Below are 20,483 nucleotides of genomic sequence, written 5' to 3'. Positions count from 1 at the left end.
ATTATGTTATTTTGGCTGCAAAGTTACATATAATTATTTGTTTATAGACAGAATAAGGCTAGAAATTTTGCTTTTATTGGGATATAATTATTAACTTTGCACCCGATTTCTAAAGTAGAATAAAAATGAAACGATATTTTAAGGCTTTTGGGTATCTCCTTTCGGTGCATGTATTGGCATTGCTGGTGATGACTCTGTTCAGATTGGTAGAATTCATCGCCCTGCATGGCATGATTGTAGATGCAGAGGCGAGTAGGGTAATGGCGTTTGTCAAGGGTGTATGGTTTGACAATGTCATAGCTTGTTATATTTCGGTGTTGCCTGTGGCTGTGCTCCTGATAGCAGCCAGCCTGGGGTGGTGTCATCGCCGTTTGCTGCGTGGCATCAACATCTGGTATGCGGCATGGTTTGCCATCGCCTTCATGCCTTCGGCAGCCAATACTCCTTATTTCCAGTATTTCTTCAAGAACATCAATTCCAGCATATTCGGGTGGTTCGGCTATGTAGCCACCACATCGGGCATGCTCTTGCAGGAATCTTCCTACTGGCTCTATATCGCCCTCTATTTCGTGTTTACGGGGGCGTTTATCTATGCGCTCGTCCGTCTGCGCCGCTACTTCGAGGGGCTCTTCCTTCTGCCTAAGGACAATATGCACCTGGTGCAGGTAGTCAGCCGTTTCCTTATTTCTGCTGTGATGATAGGTGCCTGTCTCTTCGGTATCCGTGGCAGAATGGGCTATAACCCTATCAAGGTGAGCCAGGCTTACTATTGCGAGGATTCTTTTCTCAACCAGCTCGGCATCAATCCGGCATTCAATCTCCTTACTTCTGCGCTCGACGATATGCGCAAGGAGAACAAGGAGTTGCATCTCATGCCATACGCTGAGGCTATTACGAATACCCGCCAGTGGCTGGGTATTATGGGAAAGGTGGATAGCACGAATATTCTGAAGCGTGAGGTGGTGAACAATTCCCTGATGATGAAGAAGAATCATCCTAACGTGGTGGTGATACTGATGGAGTCGATGTCGGCAAATCTGTTGGGTACTTTCGGCAATCAGCAGCCGCTCACCCCAACGCTCGATTCGCTCTATCATCATTCTCTGGCGTTCACCCACTTTTATAGTGCCGGCATCCATACCAACCATGGCATGACGGCTACGCTCTACAGCTTCCCTGCTCTCATGTTCCGAAACCTGATGAAGGGAACGGTAACTCCACGCCGCAAGGGTATCGCCACGGTGTTGAAGAAGTATGGCTACGAGAACATGTTCTTCATGACCCACGAGGCACAGTATGACAACATGAAGGCTTTCTTCCAGACCAATGGCTATGATGACATCTTCTCTCAGGAGAACTATCCTAAGAGCGAGGTGGTGAACAGCTTTGGTGTGAGCGACCATTTCGAGATGGACTACGCCCTCAACACCATCAACCAGAAGGCGAAGACGGGCAAGCCTTTCATGGCTACCATCCTCACCGTGAGCAATCATCCGCCATATATCATTCCTGATTTCTTCAAGCCGAAGACCAAGGAGAAGGAAACACAGATTGTGGAGTATGCCGACTGGGCGATAGGCGACTTTCTGAAGAAGGCAAGTCGGGAGCCTTGGTATAAGAACACGATATTCGTGATTCAGGCAGACCATGGTAAGCTGGTGGGTAAGAGCGAGGGCGAGTTGCCTCAGTCTTACAACCACATTCCGCTCATCATCTTTGGTCCTGGTGTTCCGCAGCAGCAGTATGCGGGCTTGGGCATGCAGGTGGATGTGATGCCTACGCTTTTCGGCTTGATGAATCTGAATTATGAGTACGAGGGCTTCGGCGTGGATCTGCTGAAGCAGCAGCGCCCGATGGTATTCTATTCGGCAGACAACCAGATTGTGGCAAGAGATCATCAGCGTTGCTTCGTCTATAATCCGTCGATGAGCCGCAGTTTCTGCTATGATGTGTTGCCGAATGGCAATCTGAAGGAAACCAAGCAGGAGTCTAAGTTCCAGGATTTGAAGAACTATGTGTTCTCGAATATCCAGGCTGCTGAATATATCGAGCGACATCAGCAATAAACAACAGAAATCCCCCACCACGCTATGGCTGCGTGATGGGGGATTAACTGTTTCTGATGGAGATAAAATATAAAGTTTCATAAATTATACCCTAGGGTATAATACCTTTGGGTATAATTTTGTAACTTTGCAGAGAATCAAGACTTTAAGCATATGAACAAGATACCATTTGAATATGGTTCTATCGCAGAAAATGAATATTTCATAGATAGAATCGAAGATAGAAGAGACCTCAAGACTTTTCTTGGAGGAGGCATCAACGTGATGCTGATTTCTCCAAGACGATGGGGCAAGTCTTCACTTGTCAAAGCAGCAATGGAAGAGCTGAAGCAAGAGCAGAAGGACATAAGAGTATGCTATCTGGATGCCTTCAAGATTTTCTCCGAGGAAGAGTTCTACAACAAGTTTGCAAGTGCAATACTCCAAGGAGTTTCTTCCACGATGGAAAAGAGATGGGCCGACATCGTAAAGTTCGTCCAATCCATATCTCCAAGCCTTACCATCAATAGCGACCCGGTGAATGCCGTAGAAGTAAATCTAAACTTCAAACCTTTGAAGGAAAGTGCCGAGGAAATTCTCAATCTACCAGAAAAGATTGCCAAGGCAAAAGGCATCCATGTCATCGTGTGTATTGATGAGTTCCAACAATTGGCAAACCTGCCCGACTGGAAGAGACTGGAAGGAACCATGCGTTCGGTATGGCAAGGACAACACAGTACGACCTACTGTCTCTATGGCAGTAAACGCCATATGATGATGGATATATTCGGCAACTCGAAGAATCCATTCTATCGTTTTGGACAGATGATGACCTTGAAGAAGATAGCCAAGGAATACTGGAAACCTTTTATTCACGACAGTTTCTACAATCACGGCAAGTCTATCAGCGATGATATGATAGAGCGAATCTGCAATGCCATGCAATGCCACTCCTGGTACATGCAGCAATTCTGCTTTCTCATCTGGACTCGTACAGCAACAGAAGTAACAGAGGAAATCTATCAGTCACAACTCGCCAAACTTCTGGATACCAATGCCGATATGTTCATTACCGATATTGATGGTATGCCTGCCTCTCAGATAGCATTCCTGCGTGCCGTCTGCATGGGAGAGATTCATTTCAATGCCCAACAGGTAGTAGCAGAATATGGACTCGGTGCTCCACGGACCATCACCAAGAACAAAAAGACTCTTGTAGAAAGAGACTTCATAGAGAAATCGGGCGATGGTTTCAAAATGGTTGACCCCGTCTTCGAACTGTGGTTCAAACGAGAATACTGCAACATCTTACCTCAATAAAATATAGAAAAACTATATAAACAGTAATCCCCCACCACGCTATGGCTGCGTGATGGGGGATTAACAGTTTCAGGAGATTCAAGATGCTTTATGCCGAGAGGGTAAGCTTCTGCCAGATCTCGGTGTCGCCACCTTTCAGCTTCTTGCAGAGACCACGCTTGGTCCAACGGCTTATCATCTTACGGATGGTTTCACGGCTGGCTCCGTCGCCACGCTCACGGCTGGCATCGAAGAGGGTGAACTGCTCCGGGAGCTGGGCGAAGAGCAGGGTGTTTCGAGACTTATAGACTGGGATAGCCTCGTTGTCCTGCTGCTGCTTGTCGAGACGCAAGCCAAACATCTCCATCTGCATGGCGAGCACGTAGTCGGCCACAGCCTTGGCAAAACGGATGCAGGCATCTGTCTCCTCTCCGGTCTGTTCCAGGATGTGGAAGATGACGCCACAACGGAAGCCGATGACGGCGGAACGGCGACGATATACATCCATCACACGGTCGGCATTCGCCAGGGCGAGCTGTCTCTTCGCTTCGAGCCACTGGCAGAACTCCTTGCACATACGGGGCAGCTCCATCACGCCGTGACTACGTTCAAGGAGAGTTACTGCCTTGAGGATGTTGGCCTGCTCCTCTTTGGTGTAGCCGTGGTGCTGACTGAGGGGTGCGAAGGAGGTATCGGGCATCTTGGCGAGCATCATTCTTGAAGAAGATCCGTCCTCGATGTTATCATCGGTGAAGAACTTCTGGAAGATGTTCTGGGTGCAGCAGCCGGAGAAGTTGAGCTGGGCGTGGGTTACGCCGCTGGTGGCTGTGATGTAGTCTTGACCCACCTCGCTCTGGTCGAACGCCTTACGGAAGTAGTCGCCGAACACCTTCCATACGCTCTTCATCGAACCGAGCTCCTCGCTGAACATATACATGGTATGGCCGTCGGCACAGAGCTGACGACGCATCAGGGCCGACTTCGAGATAGTATCGCCAATGTGACGGATGCAAGGTTTGGGATCCACTACACCCTTCTTGCCCTTGTGCTGCTGGTACCAGGCTTCGTCTTCACGTGGTTTCTCATCGTCCTTATCCATCTTCTTCGCCCAGATGTTCTCGATGCGGCGGCATACGCCCTTACCCGATGCCTGCTCGCCGATGATGATAGACATGAGTGCCATCGGAGTATCGCTGCCGTCGCAATACTTCGCCTTCAGACGGTCTGCGTAGGTTGCGGCAATAGGGAGGGCTGAGAAGAGGGCAGGCACGCGTGCCTCTGCGGCTACGCCAGAGAGCGAGTCGCGGAGTCCGAGTGGAAGCTGGTCTACTGGGAATTCGTAAAGAGGCTGTGTACTTGCCTTAGCGGCTAAAAGGTTCTCTATGTTTCTTAAATTTTCATTCTCCATAATTATTTAATGTTTAAAAGTTAGCTTGTCGGAATATCCGGTAAACGGGGGCAAAAATACGACTATCTTCTGTAACCGCCAAATTTGAGTGTGTGATAAGGTCCGAAATTCAGCAGCCATTTGGAGCAAATTGTGTTAAAAAATCTAAGTCATAGTTTTGTGGGGCGGAAAACATAGGTTCTTATGTGCTAAATCATAGTTTCTCGGGTGCCAGGTTATAGCTTCTCGGATAACAGGTTTTCGTTTCAATCCGTAACCCCCTTTTTCTTCTTCTTCCTTTCTCATAAAAAATAACACGGACAAATTGTCTGGAGCGTCATAACGTGTTGTTTTTCTGGTACTTATAAGCCTGCCGGACAACCATCCGGACAAATTCAATTTGTCCGTGTTTTAAAAATATTCCCGTTAAATTCTTTGGTGTCTTACCCGTAATCCATTGACTATTAGTTAATTCGTAATAAAAATGACGATTTTAAACAACTTTGTTTAAAACAACCTTGTTTAATTTGTTTTTTTTTGCTATCTTTGCAGAAGTTCTGTATCTGCAGCCAATGTAACCCGCCTCAAGAAGTCCTTGATGGTGAAAGATCTGATTACAATACCTGCTCCTAAGCATCTGGAAATGAGTGACCCCATTTTGGCGTTGTGGTTGAAGAGAAGAGTGTGGAAGGAAGCATAAAAGGATAAAGCCCCTTCTGTATTCCGGGTATATGAAAACCTGGAATGCGGAAGGGGCTTTTCGGGGATTTACCTTTTCTTATTTAAAGAACCTGTTAAGCTGTTTGATGGCCTGGTCGAACTGCTTGGCTGGCAGGTGGTAGTTCTTCACTGGATTCATGTGGGCATCATAAACATCCAGGGCACCATCGGCAGTCTTCTCCAGAATGGTGTCGTTGTTGATGATGAAGGCATAGTTCAGATTGCTGCCTACTACATGCCACAGTCTAGGCGTCTTATCTGTCATCATTCTGCCCATCGAATAATCGGCAGGACTGTTCTTTCATAATAGATAGAATCCTTTCTAGACATTAATCCTTAGATTTTAACAGAGAAAAATACTTATCCAGAACCATCAGCGAGATGATATCCTCACGCTGCTTATCCTTGAATTGCTCTACATATTCATGAGCGTGGTTGATGATAGCTTGCGCTTCATCTGGATGAGCAGTATAATAGTCCATCTTTTCCTCAAGATCAGAGAAATCAGGCTTTACTTCTATATAATGATAGTCTGGCTTCAGAGTTCCTTCCATAAACCAAGTTTCATAATATGGCTTAGGCATCACGGCGATGGAATTGGAAGACATAATCCATTTCAGATTGCTTGCCACGTCATTTCCCTCCAGCGCCATCACGTATTTGTATTTCAGATGGTCGTAGATGGAAATCTTGTCGCTCTTCCATTCTGGCTTAATCAGATCTATGGTTCCGATATCGAAGCGAGGATTTCCGAAAAACTTCTCTACGAATTGCACACGGATGTCCTTGCAGGCTATTTTTCCTCTGAAGATAGCCTGGTCTTTTTTTTCAGCAAACGAAAGCTTATCCTTCACGAAGATGAAATGGCGTACCTTGTCCATCTTGAGCAATACGGAGTTCTGGTTTTCTCCATGAATTGGGCGGCTTTTTACAATGGTAGGAATATCTTCCACATACGTGATGTCACCAGGGAGGAGATTCCATTTGTTATTGCCGTCAAAACAGCGGGCATATTCCAAAGTATCCAGATAATATACCTTCTGGCGGGTCATCGGCTGTTCTGCAACTTTAACAGCTTCTTTGTCCCATAAATCTTTGTTGAGAAGGATATTATCTTCTGTAAGCTTGTTGTAGTAGTTTACCCGGTTCAGGATATAATCGTAGTCTTTGCGTTTCTTGGCTTTGTCAAGTAAATGCTGCCCCCTCCATATCAAGATGCAGGCAGGTGTATACAGACGAGCGTATTCCTTGATGTAATACCAGGGTTTGCTGTTTTTTCCGCTATGGAATTTATATTTCAATTTTTGAATATTCATAGGATTTCTTTTTGTTTATGAAAACGATGATGATGTTATTGGGTACAAAAATACGAAATATACTTTAATCTTGCAAGAAAATGGATAAAAAAAGCAAGTATCAATGAAGGAAGAAAGATAATCTTCCTAAAATTTGGCGTTTCTGATAGTTTTTCGTATCTTTGCAACCTATGAGATACTAGGAAGGTATCTTGTTAAAGAATATAAAAGAATTGTATGTTAGAAGTACGTGATAGATTAAACTTCGAGGATTATCTGGATTCACTCTTGAATAGCGTAGAGAGTGATGACTTGGAGTTTAAAAGTGCTGCCGGTGGATTTCCTGGTAGCTTTTGGGATACCTATTCAGCTTTCGCCAATAGCGAAGGAGGAGTTATCGTGCTTGGAGTTATAGAAAGAAAAGGTAAGTTCTATATAGATAATCTATCTGATGAACAGATAGAGAAATATACCAAGGACTTTTGGAATAATGTGAATAATCGAGCTACGGTTAGTTGCAACCTGTTAAAAACAGAAGATGTCGTGGTAGAAGATTACAATGGTCACAAACTTATGTTATTCTTTATTCCTCGTGCATCCAGAGAACAGCGTCCTGTTTATAGAACATCCCAGCCCTATAATGGTACTTTTAAGCGCAATCATGAAGGTGATTATAAATGTACGGAGCGAGAAGTGCAGCGTATGTTTTCAGATGCGAATGTTTCTAATCCCGCTGATAGCCGCATTTTGAGAAATTATTCATTGGATGATTTAGATATGGAGTCTGTTGCTCAATATCGGCAATTATTTAAGTTAGCCAAGCCAGATCATCCTTGGTCTGTTTTGTCTGATTTTGAATTTCTTAAAAAGATAGGTGCTTATCGTACTGATCGTGGAACGAAAGAAGAAGGTTTTACTGTGGCAGGTGTTTTGATGTTTGGTAAAGAAGATGCCATTACTGATAATGAATGTTGCCCCGACTTCTTTCCTGATTACCAAGAAAAGCTGTCAGATAATCCTGAGATACGATGGACCAATCGTATTTGTCCTGATGGAACTTGGGAGGCAAATTTATTCCAATTCTATCTTCGTGTTCTTCCAAGATTATCAGCGGTCTTGCCAAAACCTTTCATCTTGGAGGGCAATATTCGTCGTGATGAAACTCCTGCGCATGTGGCTGTTCGCGAAGCTCTGGTGAATTTTTGTATTCATACCGATTATTCGGAAAATGCAACAATGGTAGTGCGATTGTATAGCAATAAAATTGTTTTTACTAACCCAGGAACACTGTTGGTTTCTAAAATGCAATATTATGGAGAAAGTGCTAGCGTATGTCGTAACAAGACTCTTCAAAAGATGTTTATGTTGATTGGCTCTGCTGAAAAAGCGGGAAGTGGAGTTGATAAGATATTGGCTGGTTGGCGATTTGCAAATTGGAGAGCACCTATGTTGAGAACATTAAGTCAGCCTGACTTAGTGGAACTCACAATGATGATGGAGTCGATGATAGATGAAGGAACAAAGGAAAGATTGGTTCTGATATTTGGAACAGAAGTTTTTTCTTTGGGACATGAACGCCTGTTGACTCTTAATGCAACTTGTACAGATGGATATATTACAAATGAGAGCTTAAGGGTTGTCCTTAACCAGCATAAGGCAGAAGTTGCCGATTTGTTGAAAGATATGTGTAAGCATAAATTGCTGGTTCAAGAGGGATATGGTAGAGGAACCAAGTATCGGTTGCCTATGACTGGTAATATTGCAAGCTCCGAACCTAATATTGCAAGTTCCGAGCCTAACATTGCAAGTTCCGAGCCTAATATTGCAAGTCCTGGGGCTAATATTGCAAGTTCCGAGCCTAATATTGCAAGTCCTGGGGCTAATATTGCAAGTTCCGAGCCTAATATTGCAAGTACTCGTGTAAAACAAAGAATGCCTTATCAAAGCTTAAAGGCTATGATTTGTACTGTTTGTTCTGAGTGGATATCTTTAGATGAATTATCGGCAATTGTAAGGCGAGACAAAATTTATTTGAGAAATTTTATAATTCCTAAGATGTTAGAAGATAATAGTCTGGAAATGCTATTCCCTGGCGTTCCTAACCATCCTAGGCAAAAATATAAAAGTACTGTAAACAAATGAAGATAAAGATAAACCCAAAATACGAAGAGATGAGAAGTTTCATCGAACGCATCCCGGATGTGTTCGAGCAGGAGGGACGTTGTATCTTTGAAGGACGAAATGTTATCAAGGCTTTTCATGTAAAGTTTGATGGAAAAGAGAAAGAAGTTGTGGTGAAGAGATACAAGCAGCCTAATTTCATTCAGAAGATAGGATATAGCTTCTTCCGCTCTACCAAGGCTTTCCGTGCCTATGAGAATGCCCTTAGGCTGATGGCAGATGGCTTTGCCACTCCCGAAGGCTTTGGATATATTGAAACGAGGGTAAAGGGACTTATTGACTATTGCTACTTTATCTCTGATATTGATAACAGTATGCCTATCAACGATCAGTTGAACTCCCCAGAGGAATTCAACAGGGTGATGGCGGCAGATTATGCGCACTTTGTGAATCGATTGCACCAGAAAGGCATCATCGATATTGACTTGAATGCCGGCAATGTGCTGTATCAGCTTCAGGCTGATGGTCATTATACGTTCTCGCTTATCGATATCAATCGTATGAGGTTTTACTCAGGCTATCCGCCGATGAAGGAATGTGTGGAAAACCTGACGAGGTTTACCGGAAGAATGGATGTCTTCGAGTGTGTGGCACGAGAGTATGTGAAACTGCGGGGAATGGATGAGAAAATATTACAAAAAATAATAGGAGCAAAGAAGATACACGATTGGCGATGGGTACATCGCAAAAGTATCTTGCATTATTTTAAACGTAAAAAGTTAGGTTTATGAAAACAACATTATTGATTACGACTTACAATTGGCCTAAAGCCTTAGAACTCGTGTTGTATAGCGTGTTGCATCAGCATGTTATGCCTGATGAAGTTGTTATTGCTGACGATGGTTCTACCGAAGAGACTAAAAAACTGATAGACCGTTATGCTGATAAAATGCCAGTACCGGTAATTTGGGTTTGGCAGGAAGATAAGGGATTCAGAAGAACTTCCATTTTGAATAAGGCAATAGCAAAGGCTATGGGTGATTATATCATCCAAGTTGATGGAGATGTTGTTTTGAGTTCTCATTTTGTAGAAGACCATATAGAAATGGCTCAGAAAGGATGTTTCGTCTGTGGAAGTAGAGTGCTGCTGTCTGCCCAGATTTCCAAAAAAATTTTGGATACAAAGGTAGTCAATGTGAATCTTTGGAACATGCCTTTCAGTTATGTAAGCAACAGCTTCCGTTCTCATGTGTTCCGCAGATTGCTGGCTTTTCGCTATGCCCGTAGAATCGACCATCTCAGAGGTTGCAACATGGCTTATTGGAAAGAGGATGCCATCAAGGTAAATGGTTACAATGAGGATCTGTTGGAATGGGGACATGAGGATGCCGAGTTTGCCTATCGCCTGCATTTTGCTGGCGTTCGGAAGAAGGCGCTGAAGATGGGAGGAATCATGTACCATCTTTATCACAAGGAGGCGTCTAAAGCCCAAGAGAACATGCATAAAGATGTTTTGAACCAGGTGAAGAAGGAGCGTTTGGTTCGTTGCACAAATGGTATCGATCAATATTTATAGAGCATAGATATATGGATAAGACAAGTGTAGAACAAGAGCAGGGAAATGGCATCTCGGTGGTTATTAATACCTATAATGCCTCCTGCCATCTTCAGCAGGTGCTGGATACAGTGAAGGGCTTTGACGAGGTGGTTGTCTGCGACATGGAAAGTACTGACGACACCTTGGATATAGCAAAGCGTAATGGTTGCAAGATAGTTGTCTTTCCTAGAGGAAACTATCAGATTTGTGAACCGGCACGTCAGACTGCCATAGATGCTGCTTCCTGCAAGTGGGTATTGGTGGTTGATGCTGATGAACTGGTAACTCCAGAACTGAAGGAATATCTTTATTCCCTGATAGAGAAGGAGAATGCTCCACAGGGTTTGTATGTTCCACGCAAGAGTCGCTTTATGGGACGATTCATGCACTGTTTCTATCCCGACTACCAGTTGCGTTTCTTTATCAGGAAGGATACCGTATGGCCAGCCATCATTCATGCCGATCCTGTTATCAAGGGCAGAATAGAAAAGATACCGGCGGCTCATGCTGATATGGCACTTGTTCATCTGGCAGATGACAGTATTGCCAGCAGGATGGGAAAGATCAACCAGTATACAGCTAACGAGATAGAAAAGAAGAAAGATCGCAATTATGGAATGGCAGCTTTGTTCTATCGTCCGTTGGTGCGTTTCTTCCGTGCTTATATTCAGAAGGGTGGCTTCCGTGATGGTAAGGAAGGATTTGTATGTGCCTGCTATGAAGGCATCTATCAGTTTGTTGCTGTCAGCAAGATTATAGAAGATCGCTTGAAACATAAAAAAGGTAAGTAGTAGTTTGGGCTACTTACCTTTTTTGTTTAATGAATGGTATTGTTATTTCTGATTTATTTTCCTTCGATAAAGGTCATTCCGCCTGGACCTACTTCATCACGGCAGCGTTTTAACAATTTGGCTGGCGTTTCTTCGCCATCATCGAAAGGTAATGCTACTACCGTTTTCTTGCCATAATAGTTTGCCATACCTCGGTTAATCCAATAACCTGGATAAATAGTGATATCATGGAAGGCATCGGATGGCATCTTTACGGTAAGCGGATTTAATACCAGATGATCTGCCTTGCTTTGCTTTACGGCAATTTCGCGCTGCTGCATTTCTAGGTCAAACTTCTGTGCTGTTCCTCTACGCAGCAAGGAGAGTGTTCTGTTGGTAGTAGTTGGCTTTGCTGTGATAGAAAGTACCAACACAAGCCAGTAATATACCGGTAGCCATCTGAAGTATTTATTATATTTCAGTCTGATTGCCTCTGTCAAGTTTACAATAGCAACGCTTATTGGTTCCAGATTAGCCGCTCTGCGCTGAAGAGCACCAGAAAGATAGTAGATATTGAAGCAAATCATCCACAGATGCACATAGAAGTATACATTCTGTGTTCTGTCTGCTCCTTTGGTTCCCATGGCATAGCTGTTTGGAAAAAAGAAGGCGCAATAAAGTAGGAAAGAGATGAGCAGATAAAGCCATGGATGAGAAAACCTAAAGTGGGATGCCTTGGCTAATCTTGCAAGGAAAGGTATGAGAATGGTAAACATGAGTATTTCTGTGATTTTAATGGCATCAGCGAGAAATTCTATGCCCTTTGCTATCGCAATAAAGAAGGCTGAAACCACATTCGGTTGACTGGTGACTGTGGATTGGCGGACAGTATTGCCTGGTGCAAATACACTGAAAGCAAAAGCGCAGGCATAAATGATAAGGATAGAAAGCAAGAAGAAAGGAGTCTTCTTCCTCTCCACCCACATCCATACGATTGCCATAAAGAGAATGGCTGGCATACCCAGACCGGTAACAAAGTTGCCGCCGGCAATGAATATGGCGAGTGCTGCGGAAACCAGCGTGATGATGATTTTCGCTATGATAGATTTTGTAAGATGGAATTCGATGAGTAGGGAGGCAAGAAACAAAGAAATACTATAATATAAGGTATAGTACATCGCTCCGTTATACCAGCAGAATGCATCGTAGAACGACCATACGAACTGTACGGTCATTAATACAAATAGAGTAGAAATGAAAGTGTATTCCAATTTGCTGATATGTAGCAATCTGCGTAATATTGTGTATCCCAGTGTATAGGTGGAAAGAATTAGACTTCCCAATAGAATAATCGGTACAAGCCAGTATTTGCCAAAAATTCCAGGTTGTAATGCCATCAGGAAACATGCCGAATAGGTACCCTGCCATGTCTGGTAGATATGCATGGATTCAGCCCAGGCCGCCTGAATACATGCCCCAAATGAATGGGTGGCAGTCCAAGCCTTGTAGACAGGAGCTCCGAATACATAGTCATCTGCAAACTGATGGAGATAGGGACCTATTGCCACAACAGGGATGACGGATAAGATTAGAATACAAATCGCCAATATCGTATGGCTTTTTAACAATTTCTGATTCATCGTATTATTGTTTTTGCTTATTTTTATATGTATAATAACAGAGAAACTTGTGCTTTCTTGCACTAATAGTTGTTAAATTATATAAATGCCGTTAAGACTAAAAGGAAAAAGCTTTCAAGAAAGGAAATGGACATCATGTAGACGAACCTATATGATGACCATGTCTTTTCTTGCCTCGAAATTGGCGATAGTCTTGACGATTTCTTCTGATATGTCATCGGATACATACGAGAAGTCCTTGCCGGTGCGGATGGCTTTGAGGAAGGAGAGGAGCATATAGCGCAACCCTTCTCCATCCAGCTGGTAGAAGTAGCGCTTGTTGTTCTGCGGATTCTCGTATCTCACCTCGAAGTAATCGGTCTTCCACCATGGGGCTGGTACGTAGATGTATCCCTTGGTGCCCGAGATAATCAATTCGCCTTCCGACTTCACGCCTTGACCAACCTTCAGCGAAGCTACGGCATGAGGATAGAGGAAGGATATCTTGGTAAAGGCATCATAGCGCTTTGCTTCGTCCAAGAAGTGAGTGGCTATCTGTTTGTTGCTGTATTCTGTGCCTAGAAGCTGGAAGATAGGCAGGAGTGCCGTCGGTCCCCAGGCGCAGATACTGTTCCATTCGTAAAGACTCTTCTGTGAATCCTGGGTCGGGTCAAAGTCTACGAGACTGGTGCAGGTTGCATCCACCGACATGATATCACCGATGATACCGCCCTTAGCCAAGAGTAAGAGTCGGTAATAGGCTACGGAATAGGCGGTCTTGATAGAATCCATCAAGACTACCTTCTTATTTTTTGCTATTTCCTTGAGTTCTTTCCATTGCTGAGGCTGAAGAGTGATAGGCGATTCGCACAATACGTGTTTGCCAGCTTCTAATGCCTCCTTTATTTGAGCATAGTGCTTGCTTGGGGCAGAGATGACATAGAGCGCATCGCTTTCATCCAGGAGTTCCTGAAAACTGGCTGCCTGCTTTTCCGCTGCCTGCAGATTCTCTGAGAGATATTGGTGGTTGAGGGAGAAAACCTTTCCTGCCTCTAGCCCATTGACATATTGGCTTTCCCGCTCTATCTTGTTGAGGATAGGCGATTCGCCAACCAGTCCGAGGCGAACCACCTGCTGCTCGCTTCTGATCTCCGTGCTCGATACGCCCTGAGTGCGGTCTAGATAAACCACCTTGCAATAGGCGTTGAGATAGTCAAACTTGCCTCTCCAGTCAGAACCTACGGTAAAGATATCTACGTCCAGTCGCTTGATGTCGTCAATCTTCTGTCCCTCGTATTCCTCGATGATGATTTCATCGGCAATGCCAGTGGCACGCACGGCTTCCACTCGTTCCATGAGGGATTGTTGTACATTAATTTTGCCACGTTCACGGTCGAAGGTATCCGAGGTTACGCCCACGATGAGGTAGTCGCCCAAAGCCTTGGCGCGCTCCAGGAGACGGATGTGACCATAATGAAGCAGGTCGTAAGTACCGTATGTGATGACTTTAACCATAAGTTTCTCTATCTTGAAAGTTCTCTATACCTTATTATATATATTATAGCAGCCCCTTTATAGCAGTCCCTTAGCCTGCATATCCTTCAGTGCATCAACGAGAGTGGTGTTGTCTTTTGGACTCAGGTTGCCGAGATGACCTACACGGAATATCTTTTCTGCCATGTCGCCACCATTAGGACATACCCAGATGCCATATTCGTCTTTCAGCTTTAGGAAGATGTCGTAGGCTGAGGTGTTCTGTGGATGCAGAGGAGTAACGGCATTTGACATCGATTGGGAAACGATGGTGAATGGCAGGTCCTTGATCTTGCTTCTGAAATCTTCTGCAAGCATTTTCATGCGCTGGTTCTCGCTCTCCACACCGCCATTGCGCTCTATCTCCTTCAGGCGGGCATGAATCTGCAGTAAGGTTCCTACGGCTGGAGTGAAAGGAGTCTGTCCACGCTCACCATTCTTCAAGGCATCCTTCAGGTCGAAGTACATTGACTTCACCTTGTTTGCCTCTACTCGTTTGATGGCTTCTGTATCGAGAATGATGACAGAAATGCCTGGAGGACACGCCAATGCCTTCTGTGAACCTGTAATCATCACGTTTACGCCCAACTCCTTCATGTTGAATGGGTCCGCGAGGAAAGAACTGATGGAATCTACTGCCAGGAAAATATGGTTGCGATGACAGAAGTCGCTGATCATCTGGATGTCGTAGAGTACGCCGGTAGAAGTCTCATGTAGATTGACGAGGAAGCCGGTGTAGCCTTGTCCCTCGTATGGCTTGAGGTCTTCTGCCGTGAGTGGAGTCCCCATCTCAAGCTTGATTTCTGTATGTGGAATCTCATGAATTTCACAGAGTTGTACGAATCGGTGACCAAAGCTACCGCCATTCACTACCAGTACTTTGTCGGCAGGAGTGAATACATTCATGACCACGGCTTCCATAGAGGCTGTGCCCGAACCTGTGATAAAAACTGTGCGGGCATCGTCTGATGCCTTGGCAAACTGCTTCATCAATTGTTCGTTCTCCTTCATGATGGCGGAGAACTCTGCTGTTCTGAAATAAGGCACCTGCTCAGCGCCGATGGCTCTAACCTCATCGCTTGCCATCACAGGTCCTACTGTAAAATTAAGCATATCTTTATCCTTTTTTGATTCTTCCAAATGTCTTGATGCTGGTATATTTACGCCAGAGATTCAGCTTTCTCTTCTTCGGCACACCATGACGGCGGATGTAGTCTTCGGCTCCGTCGAGCATGCGCTGGCATACGTTGCCGTCCAAATATGGATCGTAGTTGTCTACTATCCACTGTCTCTTGGCTATCGCCTCAGGGTCTGTGAGGGCATGGTCGTAGGCGGCAATCAGTTGATCAGGTTCCGTGATGTTTTCCCAGTAGATATCCTTGGATATGGTGCCGAGGGTGATTACTGGGCGAGAGAGCAGCAGGAACTCATAGATGGTAGAAGAGGTATCGCTGATGAGCGTATCTGCCATCAGCTGATATTTGGTTACGTTCTCTCCCTTGTCGATGAAGAGAACATCCTTCTTGGTTGCAGCCCATTCACGGTATTCATCTACCCATTCCTGACGGGTAAGCGGATGGAACTTCATTACTATCAGGGCATTGCGCTCCTTAGCCAGCTTGCCCAGCTCTTCCTTGATGTAAGGAAGCGAAGTGAGTTTTGGCGAGAAGGTAGGAGCGTAAAGGATCAAGGTCTCCTTGCCGCTTTCCCTGAGCAGTTTCTCTCGGTCGGCATCATATTTATGCAGGTTTTCCTTGATCCAATCCTGCTTAGGCCATCCCGTTTCCAACACCTCGAAATCTCCATATCTCTTGGCCAGAGCCTCGAAGTGGGAAGTGAAGTAAGGACCTTGGGTGAAATAGGTGTCAAAGTAACGGCGGATAATCCAGTGGTCTTTCTTCTCTGCGGCATAGCCGTGGAATACTTGTATCTTGACGCCTGGCAGATAGTAAGGCACAATGTTGCCTGGCACATAGATAGCCTCTGGCTGGAAGTCATAGACTTCTTGAATAGAGTTGGTCCATTTCACCTGGTCGGCATATGGAAAACTGTCTATCTTTGGTTTGTGGATATACCACAATATCTCGTGTGGCAAATGTTGCTTTGTCACATGTTCTTGTATTGGATTAAGTATGTCTATGGCATACTTGTTTTCACAGAAAAGAACTATTCTCATGATTCTTTAGGAATTACTTTACCATTTTTGATTTCATATCGCTTATCAAACTCCTCCCTGGTTCGCTTCCATCTGTTATGCGTCCATAAATAATAAGGTGGATTCCGGCGGATGGTTTCTTCCAGCATCTGGAAGAAACGACGGGTAATCTCGTGCTCCGGCAGGGAGTTCGGATTGCGGGTGATGAGTTTGTATGTTGCTGTATAGTAGCCGCGCTTAGGGCGGGACATCTCTACATAGAACACGGCATCGTTCATCTTTCTCATGATTCTCTCGCCGCCAGTAAACACTGGGGTTTCGGGATGATTGAGGAAAGGAAGCCACAGGTGGATGTTCTCCCACTTGGGCCCCTGGTCGCTGATGTAGCCGAAGATGCTCATGATGCCCTTGCGCTTGTAATCCACCAAGTAGCGGAGGATGTCTTTCTTGGGCACCACTACGCCATTCTCCTCGTGAGAACGGATGCGCTTGAAGAGTTCGTCGAAGGCTTGGTTGCGCAGAGGATGATAGATGAGACCCATCTTGCGTGACTTGGGCAGTTCGATGCCCACACATGAGAGCCACTCCCAGTTGCAGTAATGCCCGAGGATGGCTGCCACATCCTGACCTTCCTGGAAACATTGTTCCACTTCTTCGCTGTTATATACCTTGAATCGGCGGCGAAGTTTCTTATCGCTGATGCTCAGAAGTTTAACCGCCTCGAAGAAGTAATCGCTGAACCAGCGGTAGAATTTCTTCTCGATGTCAACAATCTCTTCTTCTGATTTCTCAGGGAAGGAGGTGGTGAGATTCTTACGCACAATGCCTCTGCGGTACTTGATGACGTAATACATCATGAAGTACTCGAAATCGGCGATGCAATAGAGCAACCAGAATGGCAGCAGCGATATTGCATAAAAGAACGCATAAACAATCTTAACCATCAACAAAACTATTTATTGTTAATTATTAATTCTCAGTTATATTACACCTGCTGCATATCGTGCAACTTTTTGTAATATCCGTCTTTTCTAATCAGTTCATCGTGGGTACCGCGCTCCACAATCTTACCCTCGTGCAATACGCAGATTTCATCGGCATGCTTGATGGTACTCAATCGGTGAGCCACAGCCACGGTGGTACGGGTTTTCATCAGTTTCTCCAAGGCATCCTGAACCAGGCGCTCGCTCTCGGTATCGAGGGCTGATGTTGCCTCATCGAGGATGAGGATAGGAGGATTCTTGAGGATGGCACGGGCGATGCTGACACGCTGGCGCTGGCCACCGGAAAGTCTGCCGCCTCGGTCTCCGATATTTGTATCGAAACCATGCTCCGACTTGGTAATGAACTCGTAAGCATTGGCTATCTTAGCTGCATTGGCTATTTCCTCGTCTGTAGCATCGGTCTTGCCGAATCGGATATTGTCCTTGAAACTTGCATTGAAGAGGATAGCCTCCTGGTTTACATTTCCTATCAGCATGCGAAGGTCATGTACGGCAAGGTCTTTCACATTAATGCCGTCAATCAGCACCTCGCCTTCCTGTACATCATAGTAACGTGGAATCAAATCTACCATCGTACTCTTACCGCTACCGCTCTGACCAACAAGTGCAACAGTCTTGCCTTTTGGTATCACGAGATTGATATCCTTTAATACATAAACCAGTTCGGCGCTCTTTCGGTCGGTATAGGCGAAGGAAACGTGGCGGAACTCTATCTGATGTTCGAAGCTGCTGATATGCTCAGGGTTCTCCTTGTCCTTGATTTCCACCTCAGCCTGCAGAATCTTGTCGATACGCTCCATACTTGCCAATCCCTTTGGAATATTGTAACTCGCTTTGGAGAATTCCTTCAGCGGGTTGATGATGCTGTAGAGCATCACGAGATAGAAGATGATGGTAGGACCGTCGATTCTGCCGTAATCCAGAACCAGGATACCGCCAAACCACAATACCACTACGATGAGGATAGTTCCCAGAAACTCACTCATCGGGTGTGCCATCTGCTGGCGGATATTTACACGCATGATGTTGTCGCGGTAGCTGCTGTTAACCTGATTGAAACGCTTGTTCATCTTTTCTTCTGCACAGAACGCCTTGATGATGCGCAAGCCGCCCAGGGTTTCTTCTACCATACTCATCGTATCGCTCCAAAGTGCCTGTGCCTCGATACTGTGTGCCTTCAGTTTCTTGCCCACTATTCCCATGAACCAGCCGAAAGGTGGCACAAAGAGGATGGTGAAGAGGGTGAGCTGCCAACTGATGCAGATCAGCGTAACGAAATAGAAGAGGATCAGAATAGGGTTCTTGAAGAGCATGTCGAGCGACGACATGATGCTGTTCTCCACTTCCTGCACATCACCGCTCATGCGGGCAATGATATCTCCCTTGCGCTCCTCGCTGAAGAAACCGAGCGAGAGACTGTTTATCTTCTGGTAAATCTGGTTGCGGATGTCTCTTACAATACCTGTACGGATAGGTATGATGGTGGCTGACGAGAGGAAATAGGCTCCCGTCTTGAGGAATGTCATGAAGGCTAGGAATATGCCGATGACCAAAAGGGCAGTTGATGCACTATGGACAACAATAAACTCCTGAATATAATAATACAGGTTATTGGTTGCAACCTCCTTGATGCTACCCCAATCTCCATTCCAGTGCATATACTCGTTGACACGGATACCACCATCTACTTGGAACAGGATTTGCAGGATTGGTATCAAGGCTGCAAACGAAAAGATGTTCAATACCGCAGACAGGATATTGAACAGGATTGACAGTCCCAGATACTTCTTGTATGGAGGGACGAACCGGCGTAAAATTTGCAAGAATTCCTTCATAGGTGCAAATATAGTGCTTTTTAAGAAAACCGCCAAACTTTTGGCGGTTTTTCTTGTTTATATTCTGTTTTTTCTTTTAGAAGAACCCGTTGGCGGAATTAATTTAGCGCATACTTAACCCTGCCAACCGGTCTGTTGTTTACATAATTAATATATTGCAAGACTGTAAATGCGCTGATTTTCCCGATGATTCGGGTAAACAGTCCTAGTGTTTGCTTAGCATAGTTTCGGAAGAGCATGAAGTGATCACAAAGTTGAGAGAAATTTGTCTCGATTCTCTTCCTCGCCTTAGCATAAGGCTTAAATGTTGGTCGCCAATTCTTCATGTTCAAGCGATATGGAACTTCCAACTTGATGCCTACAGAAGAAAACAAGTCTTGCTGTAGTTCCGCACTGAGGTAAGCTCGATCGCCAAGGATGCAACAGTCATGGAATTGAAACTTTACATCTTTAAGAAAATGAATGTCATGAACATTAGCTGGACTCAGGTCATACGAGTGGATAACTCCACTTAACCCACAGACAGCGTGGAGTTTATACCCAAAGTAGTATATCTTCTGAGTAGCGCAATAGCCAAATGCAGGAGAGTTTGTTACGTCTGTTCCTTTCATCTTGCAACGCAAGCCTCTGGACAAGCGACACACCTCTATTGGTTTGGAATCTATGCAGAAATATTCTTCTGCACCATCCATCTTTGACGCTATGCGCTTACGAATCTTCTCACATAGTTCCGCAGTGAACTTTCGCCTGTCATTGAACTGGCGTCGAGAAATCAGATTTGGCATATCTGCCTTATACTCCTTCAGCCTATCGAACAAGTTGTTTTCACTGTCGATGCTAAGATGCTCGGCTGTCAAGCTCAAAGCAACAACTTCGAGGTCTGAAAAACGTGGTACGACTCCTGGGCGAGGAATATTTCCTAGCTCATTAACTAAATTTTTGGAGAAATCCTTGCATATCTCAAGAATTTTTACGAAATTTGCATACAAGTTGTGCATAGCGTGAAATATATAACTTTATAATTGGACACTACAAAGTTACTAAAAATCAACGAGATGCACAACTTTTTTCTCCATAAAAATATACTAATTTTCAGGCGGTTT

General features: G+C 44.8%; 15 protein-coding genes and 1 pseudogene. 6 read left to right on the top strand and 10 right to left on the bottom strand.

What is annotated here, in order from left to right:
- Nucleotides 1-125: 125 nt before the first annotated feature.
- A complete protein-coding gene (locus tag FO447_RS11855; protein ID WP_200756482.1) occupies nucleotides 126-2,066 on the top strand; it encodes an LTA synthase family protein in 1,941 nt (646 codons plus the stop codon).
- A gap of 153 nt (nucleotides 2,067-2,219) precedes the next feature.
- On the top strand, nucleotides 2,220-3,365 hold the full coding sequence (locus tag FO447_RS11850) for an AAA family ATPase (RefSeq protein WP_118064696.1): 1,146 nt from the start codon (nucleotides 2,220-2,222) through the stop codon (nucleotides 3,363-3,365).
- 88 nt (nucleotides 3,366-3,453) lie between these two features.
- Here the strand turns inward: FO447_RS11850 and FO447_RS11845 are convergent, their stop codons facing one another.
- From FO447_RS11845 to FO447_RS11835, 3 genes are all read right to left on the bottom strand, one after another.
- Nucleotides 3,454-4,752, bottom strand: a complete 1,299-nt coding sequence (locus FO447_RS11845; protein WP_118200958.1) for a hypothetical protein — start codon at nucleotides 4,750-4,752, stop codon at nucleotides 3,454-3,456.
- A 757-nt stretch (nucleotides 4,753-5,509) separates the two neighbouring features.
- Complete coding sequence (locus FO447_RS11840; RefSeq protein WP_147329657.1) at nucleotides 5,510-5,719, bottom strand: hypothetical protein; 210 nt, start codon at nucleotides 5,717-5,719, stop codon at nucleotides 5,510-5,512.
- Between the two features lie 61 nt (nucleotides 5,720-5,780).
- On the bottom strand, nucleotides 5,781-6,767 hold the full coding sequence (locus FO447_RS11835) for a glycosyl transferase family 90 (protein ID WP_117693239.1): 987 nt from the start codon (nucleotides 6,765-6,767) through the stop codon (nucleotides 5,781-5,783).
- A 216-nt stretch (nucleotides 6,768-6,983) separates the two neighbouring features.
- On the opposite strand from FO447_RS11835, the gene FO447_RS11830 reads away from it, so the two are divergent.
- The 4 genes from FO447_RS11830 to FO447_RS11815 are packed head-to-tail and all read left to right on the top strand — an operon-like array spanning nucleotide 6,984 to nucleotide 11,255.
- A complete protein-coding gene (locus FO447_RS11830) occupies nucleotides 6,984-8,888 on the top strand; it encodes an RNA-binding domain-containing protein (protein ID WP_200756480.1) in 1,905 nt (634 codons plus the stop codon).
- Entirely contained in the window at nucleotides 8,885-9,658 is a 774-nt protein-coding gene (locus FO447_RS11825; protein ID WP_117693243.1) for a lipopolysaccharide kinase InaA family protein, read from the top strand. Before FO447_RS11830 ends, FO447_RS11825 begins: the two co-directional genes overlap by 4 nt.
- A complete protein-coding gene (locus FO447_RS11820; RefSeq protein WP_200756478.1) occupies nucleotides 9,655-10,443 on the top strand; it encodes a glycosyltransferase family 2 protein in 789 nt (262 codons plus the stop codon). Before FO447_RS11825 ends, FO447_RS11820 begins: the two co-directional genes overlap by 4 nt.
- Nucleotides 10,444-10,454: 11 nt before the next feature.
- Nucleotides 10,455-11,255, top strand: coding sequence for a glycosyltransferase family 2 protein (locus FO447_RS11815; RefSeq protein WP_117728781.1), 801 nt, complete (start codon nucleotides 10,455-10,457; stop codon nucleotides 11,253-11,255).
- A gap of 53 nt (nucleotides 11,256-11,308) precedes the next feature.
- Here the strand turns inward: FO447_RS11815 and FO447_RS11810 are convergent, their stop codons facing one another.
- The 7 genes and pseudogenes from FO447_RS11810 to FO447_RS11780 form a co-directional block, all read right to left on the bottom strand.
- Entirely contained in the window at nucleotides 11,309-12,874 is a 1,566-nt protein-coding gene (locus FO447_RS11810) for a DUF6056 family protein (RefSeq protein WP_147330148.1), read from the bottom strand.
- A gap of 147 nt (nucleotides 12,875-13,021) precedes the next feature.
- Nucleotides 13,022-14,368 (bottom strand): Gfo/Idh/MocA family oxidoreductase, encoded by a 1,347-nt coding sequence (locus tag FO447_RS11805; RefSeq protein ID WP_118200951.1) that lies wholly within the window; start codon nucleotides 14,366-14,368, stop codon nucleotides 13,022-13,024.
- Nucleotides 14,369-14,425: 57 nt separating this feature from the next.
- Nucleotides 14,426-15,499 (bottom strand): pyridoxal-phosphate-dependent aminotransferase family protein, encoded by a 1,074-nt coding sequence (locus FO447_RS11800; protein WP_200756476.1) that lies wholly within the window; start codon nucleotides 15,497-15,499, stop codon nucleotides 14,426-14,428.
- A 4-nt stretch (nucleotides 15,500-15,503) separates the two neighbouring features.
- The gene (locus FO447_RS11795) at nucleotides 15,504-16,562 is read right to left on the bottom strand and encodes a CDP-glycerol glycerophosphotransferase family protein (protein WP_117728788.1); all 1,059 of its coding nucleotides are present in this window, start codon (nucleotides 16,560-16,562) and stop codon (nucleotides 15,504-15,506) included.
- Entirely contained in the window at nucleotides 16,559-17,485 is a 927-nt protein-coding gene (locus FO447_RS11790; RefSeq protein WP_200756474.1) for a lysophospholipid acyltransferase family protein, read from the bottom strand. Before FO447_RS11790 ends, FO447_RS11795 begins: the two co-directional genes overlap by 4 nt.
- 41 nt (nucleotides 17,486-17,526) lie before the next feature.
- The gene (locus tag FO447_RS11785) at nucleotides 17,527-19,380 is read right to left on the bottom strand and encodes an ABC transporter ATP-binding protein (protein WP_200756472.1); all 1,854 of its coding nucleotides are present in this window, start codon (nucleotides 19,378-19,380) and stop codon (nucleotides 17,527-17,529) included.
- 98 nt (nucleotides 19,381-19,478) lie between these two features.
- Nucleotides 19,479-20,464, bottom strand: a pseudogene (locus FO447_RS11780) (IS982 family transposase).
- Nucleotides 20,465-20,483: the final 19 nt, after the last annotated feature.

Origin of the sequence: Segatella copri, assembly GCF_015074785.1 — a bacterium.
Classification (GTDB): Bacteria; Bacteroidota; Bacteroidia; order Bacteroidales; family Bacteroidaceae; genus Prevotella.
The sequence above is the reverse complement of the archived record's forward strand: the minus strand, read 5'-3'. Positions and strand labels throughout refer to the sequence as shown.

Excerpts from the sequence above, each read along its gene's own strand:
- FO447_RS11855 (WP_200756482.1), top strand. The coding sequence starts at position 126 with ATGAAACGATATTTTAAGGCTTTTGGGTATCTCCTTTCGGTGCATGTA.
- FO447_RS11850 (WP_118064696.1), top strand. The coding sequence starts at position 2,220 with ATGAACAAGATACCATTTGAATATGGTTCTATCGCAGAAAATGAATAT.
- FO447_RS11845 (WP_118200958.1), bottom strand. The coding sequence starts at position 4,752 with ATGGAGAATGAAAATTTAAGAAACATAGAGAACCTTTTAGCCGCTAAG.
- FO447_RS11840 (WP_147329657.1), bottom strand. The coding sequence starts at position 5,719 with ATGATGACAGATAAGACGCCTAGACTGTGGCATGTAGTAGGCAGCAAT.
- FO447_RS11835 (WP_117693239.1), bottom strand. The coding sequence starts at position 6,767 with ATGAATATTCAAAAATTGAAATATAAATTCCATAGCGGAAAAAACAGC.
- FO447_RS11830 (WP_200756480.1), top strand. The coding sequence starts at position 6,984 with ATGTTAGAAGTACGTGATAGATTAAACTTCGAGGATTATCTGGATTCA.
- FO447_RS11825 (WP_117693243.1), top strand. The coding sequence starts at position 8,885 with ATGAAGATAAAGATAAACCCAAAATACGAAGAGATGAGAAGTTTCATC.
- FO447_RS11820 (WP_200756478.1), top strand. The coding sequence starts at position 9,655 with ATGAAAACAACATTATTGATTACGACTTACAATTGGCCTAAAGCCTTA.
- FO447_RS11815 (WP_117728781.1), top strand. The coding sequence starts at position 10,455 with ATGGATAAGACAAGTGTAGAACAAGAGCAGGGAAATGGCATCTCGGTG.
- FO447_RS11810 (WP_147330148.1), bottom strand. The coding sequence starts at position 12,874 with ATGAATCAGAAATTGTTAAAAAGCCATACGATATTGGCGATTTGTATT.
- FO447_RS11805 (WP_118200951.1), bottom strand. The coding sequence starts at position 14,368 with ATGGTTAAAGTCATCACATACGGTACTTACGACCTGCTTCATTATGGT.
- FO447_RS11800 (WP_200756476.1), bottom strand. The coding sequence starts at position 15,499 with ATGCTTAATTTTACAGTAGGACCTGTGATGGCAAGCGATGAGGTTAGA.
- FO447_RS11795 (WP_117728788.1), bottom strand. The coding sequence starts at position 16,562 with ATGAGAATAGTTCTTTTCTGTGAAAACAAGTATGCCATAGACATACTT.
- FO447_RS11790 (WP_200756474.1), bottom strand. The coding sequence starts at position 17,485 with ATGGTTAAGATTGTTTATGCGTTCTTTTATGCAATATCGCTGCTGCCA.
- FO447_RS11785 (WP_200756472.1), bottom strand. The coding sequence starts at position 19,380 with ATGAAGGAATTCTTGCAAATTTTACGCCGGTTCGTCCCTCCATACAAG.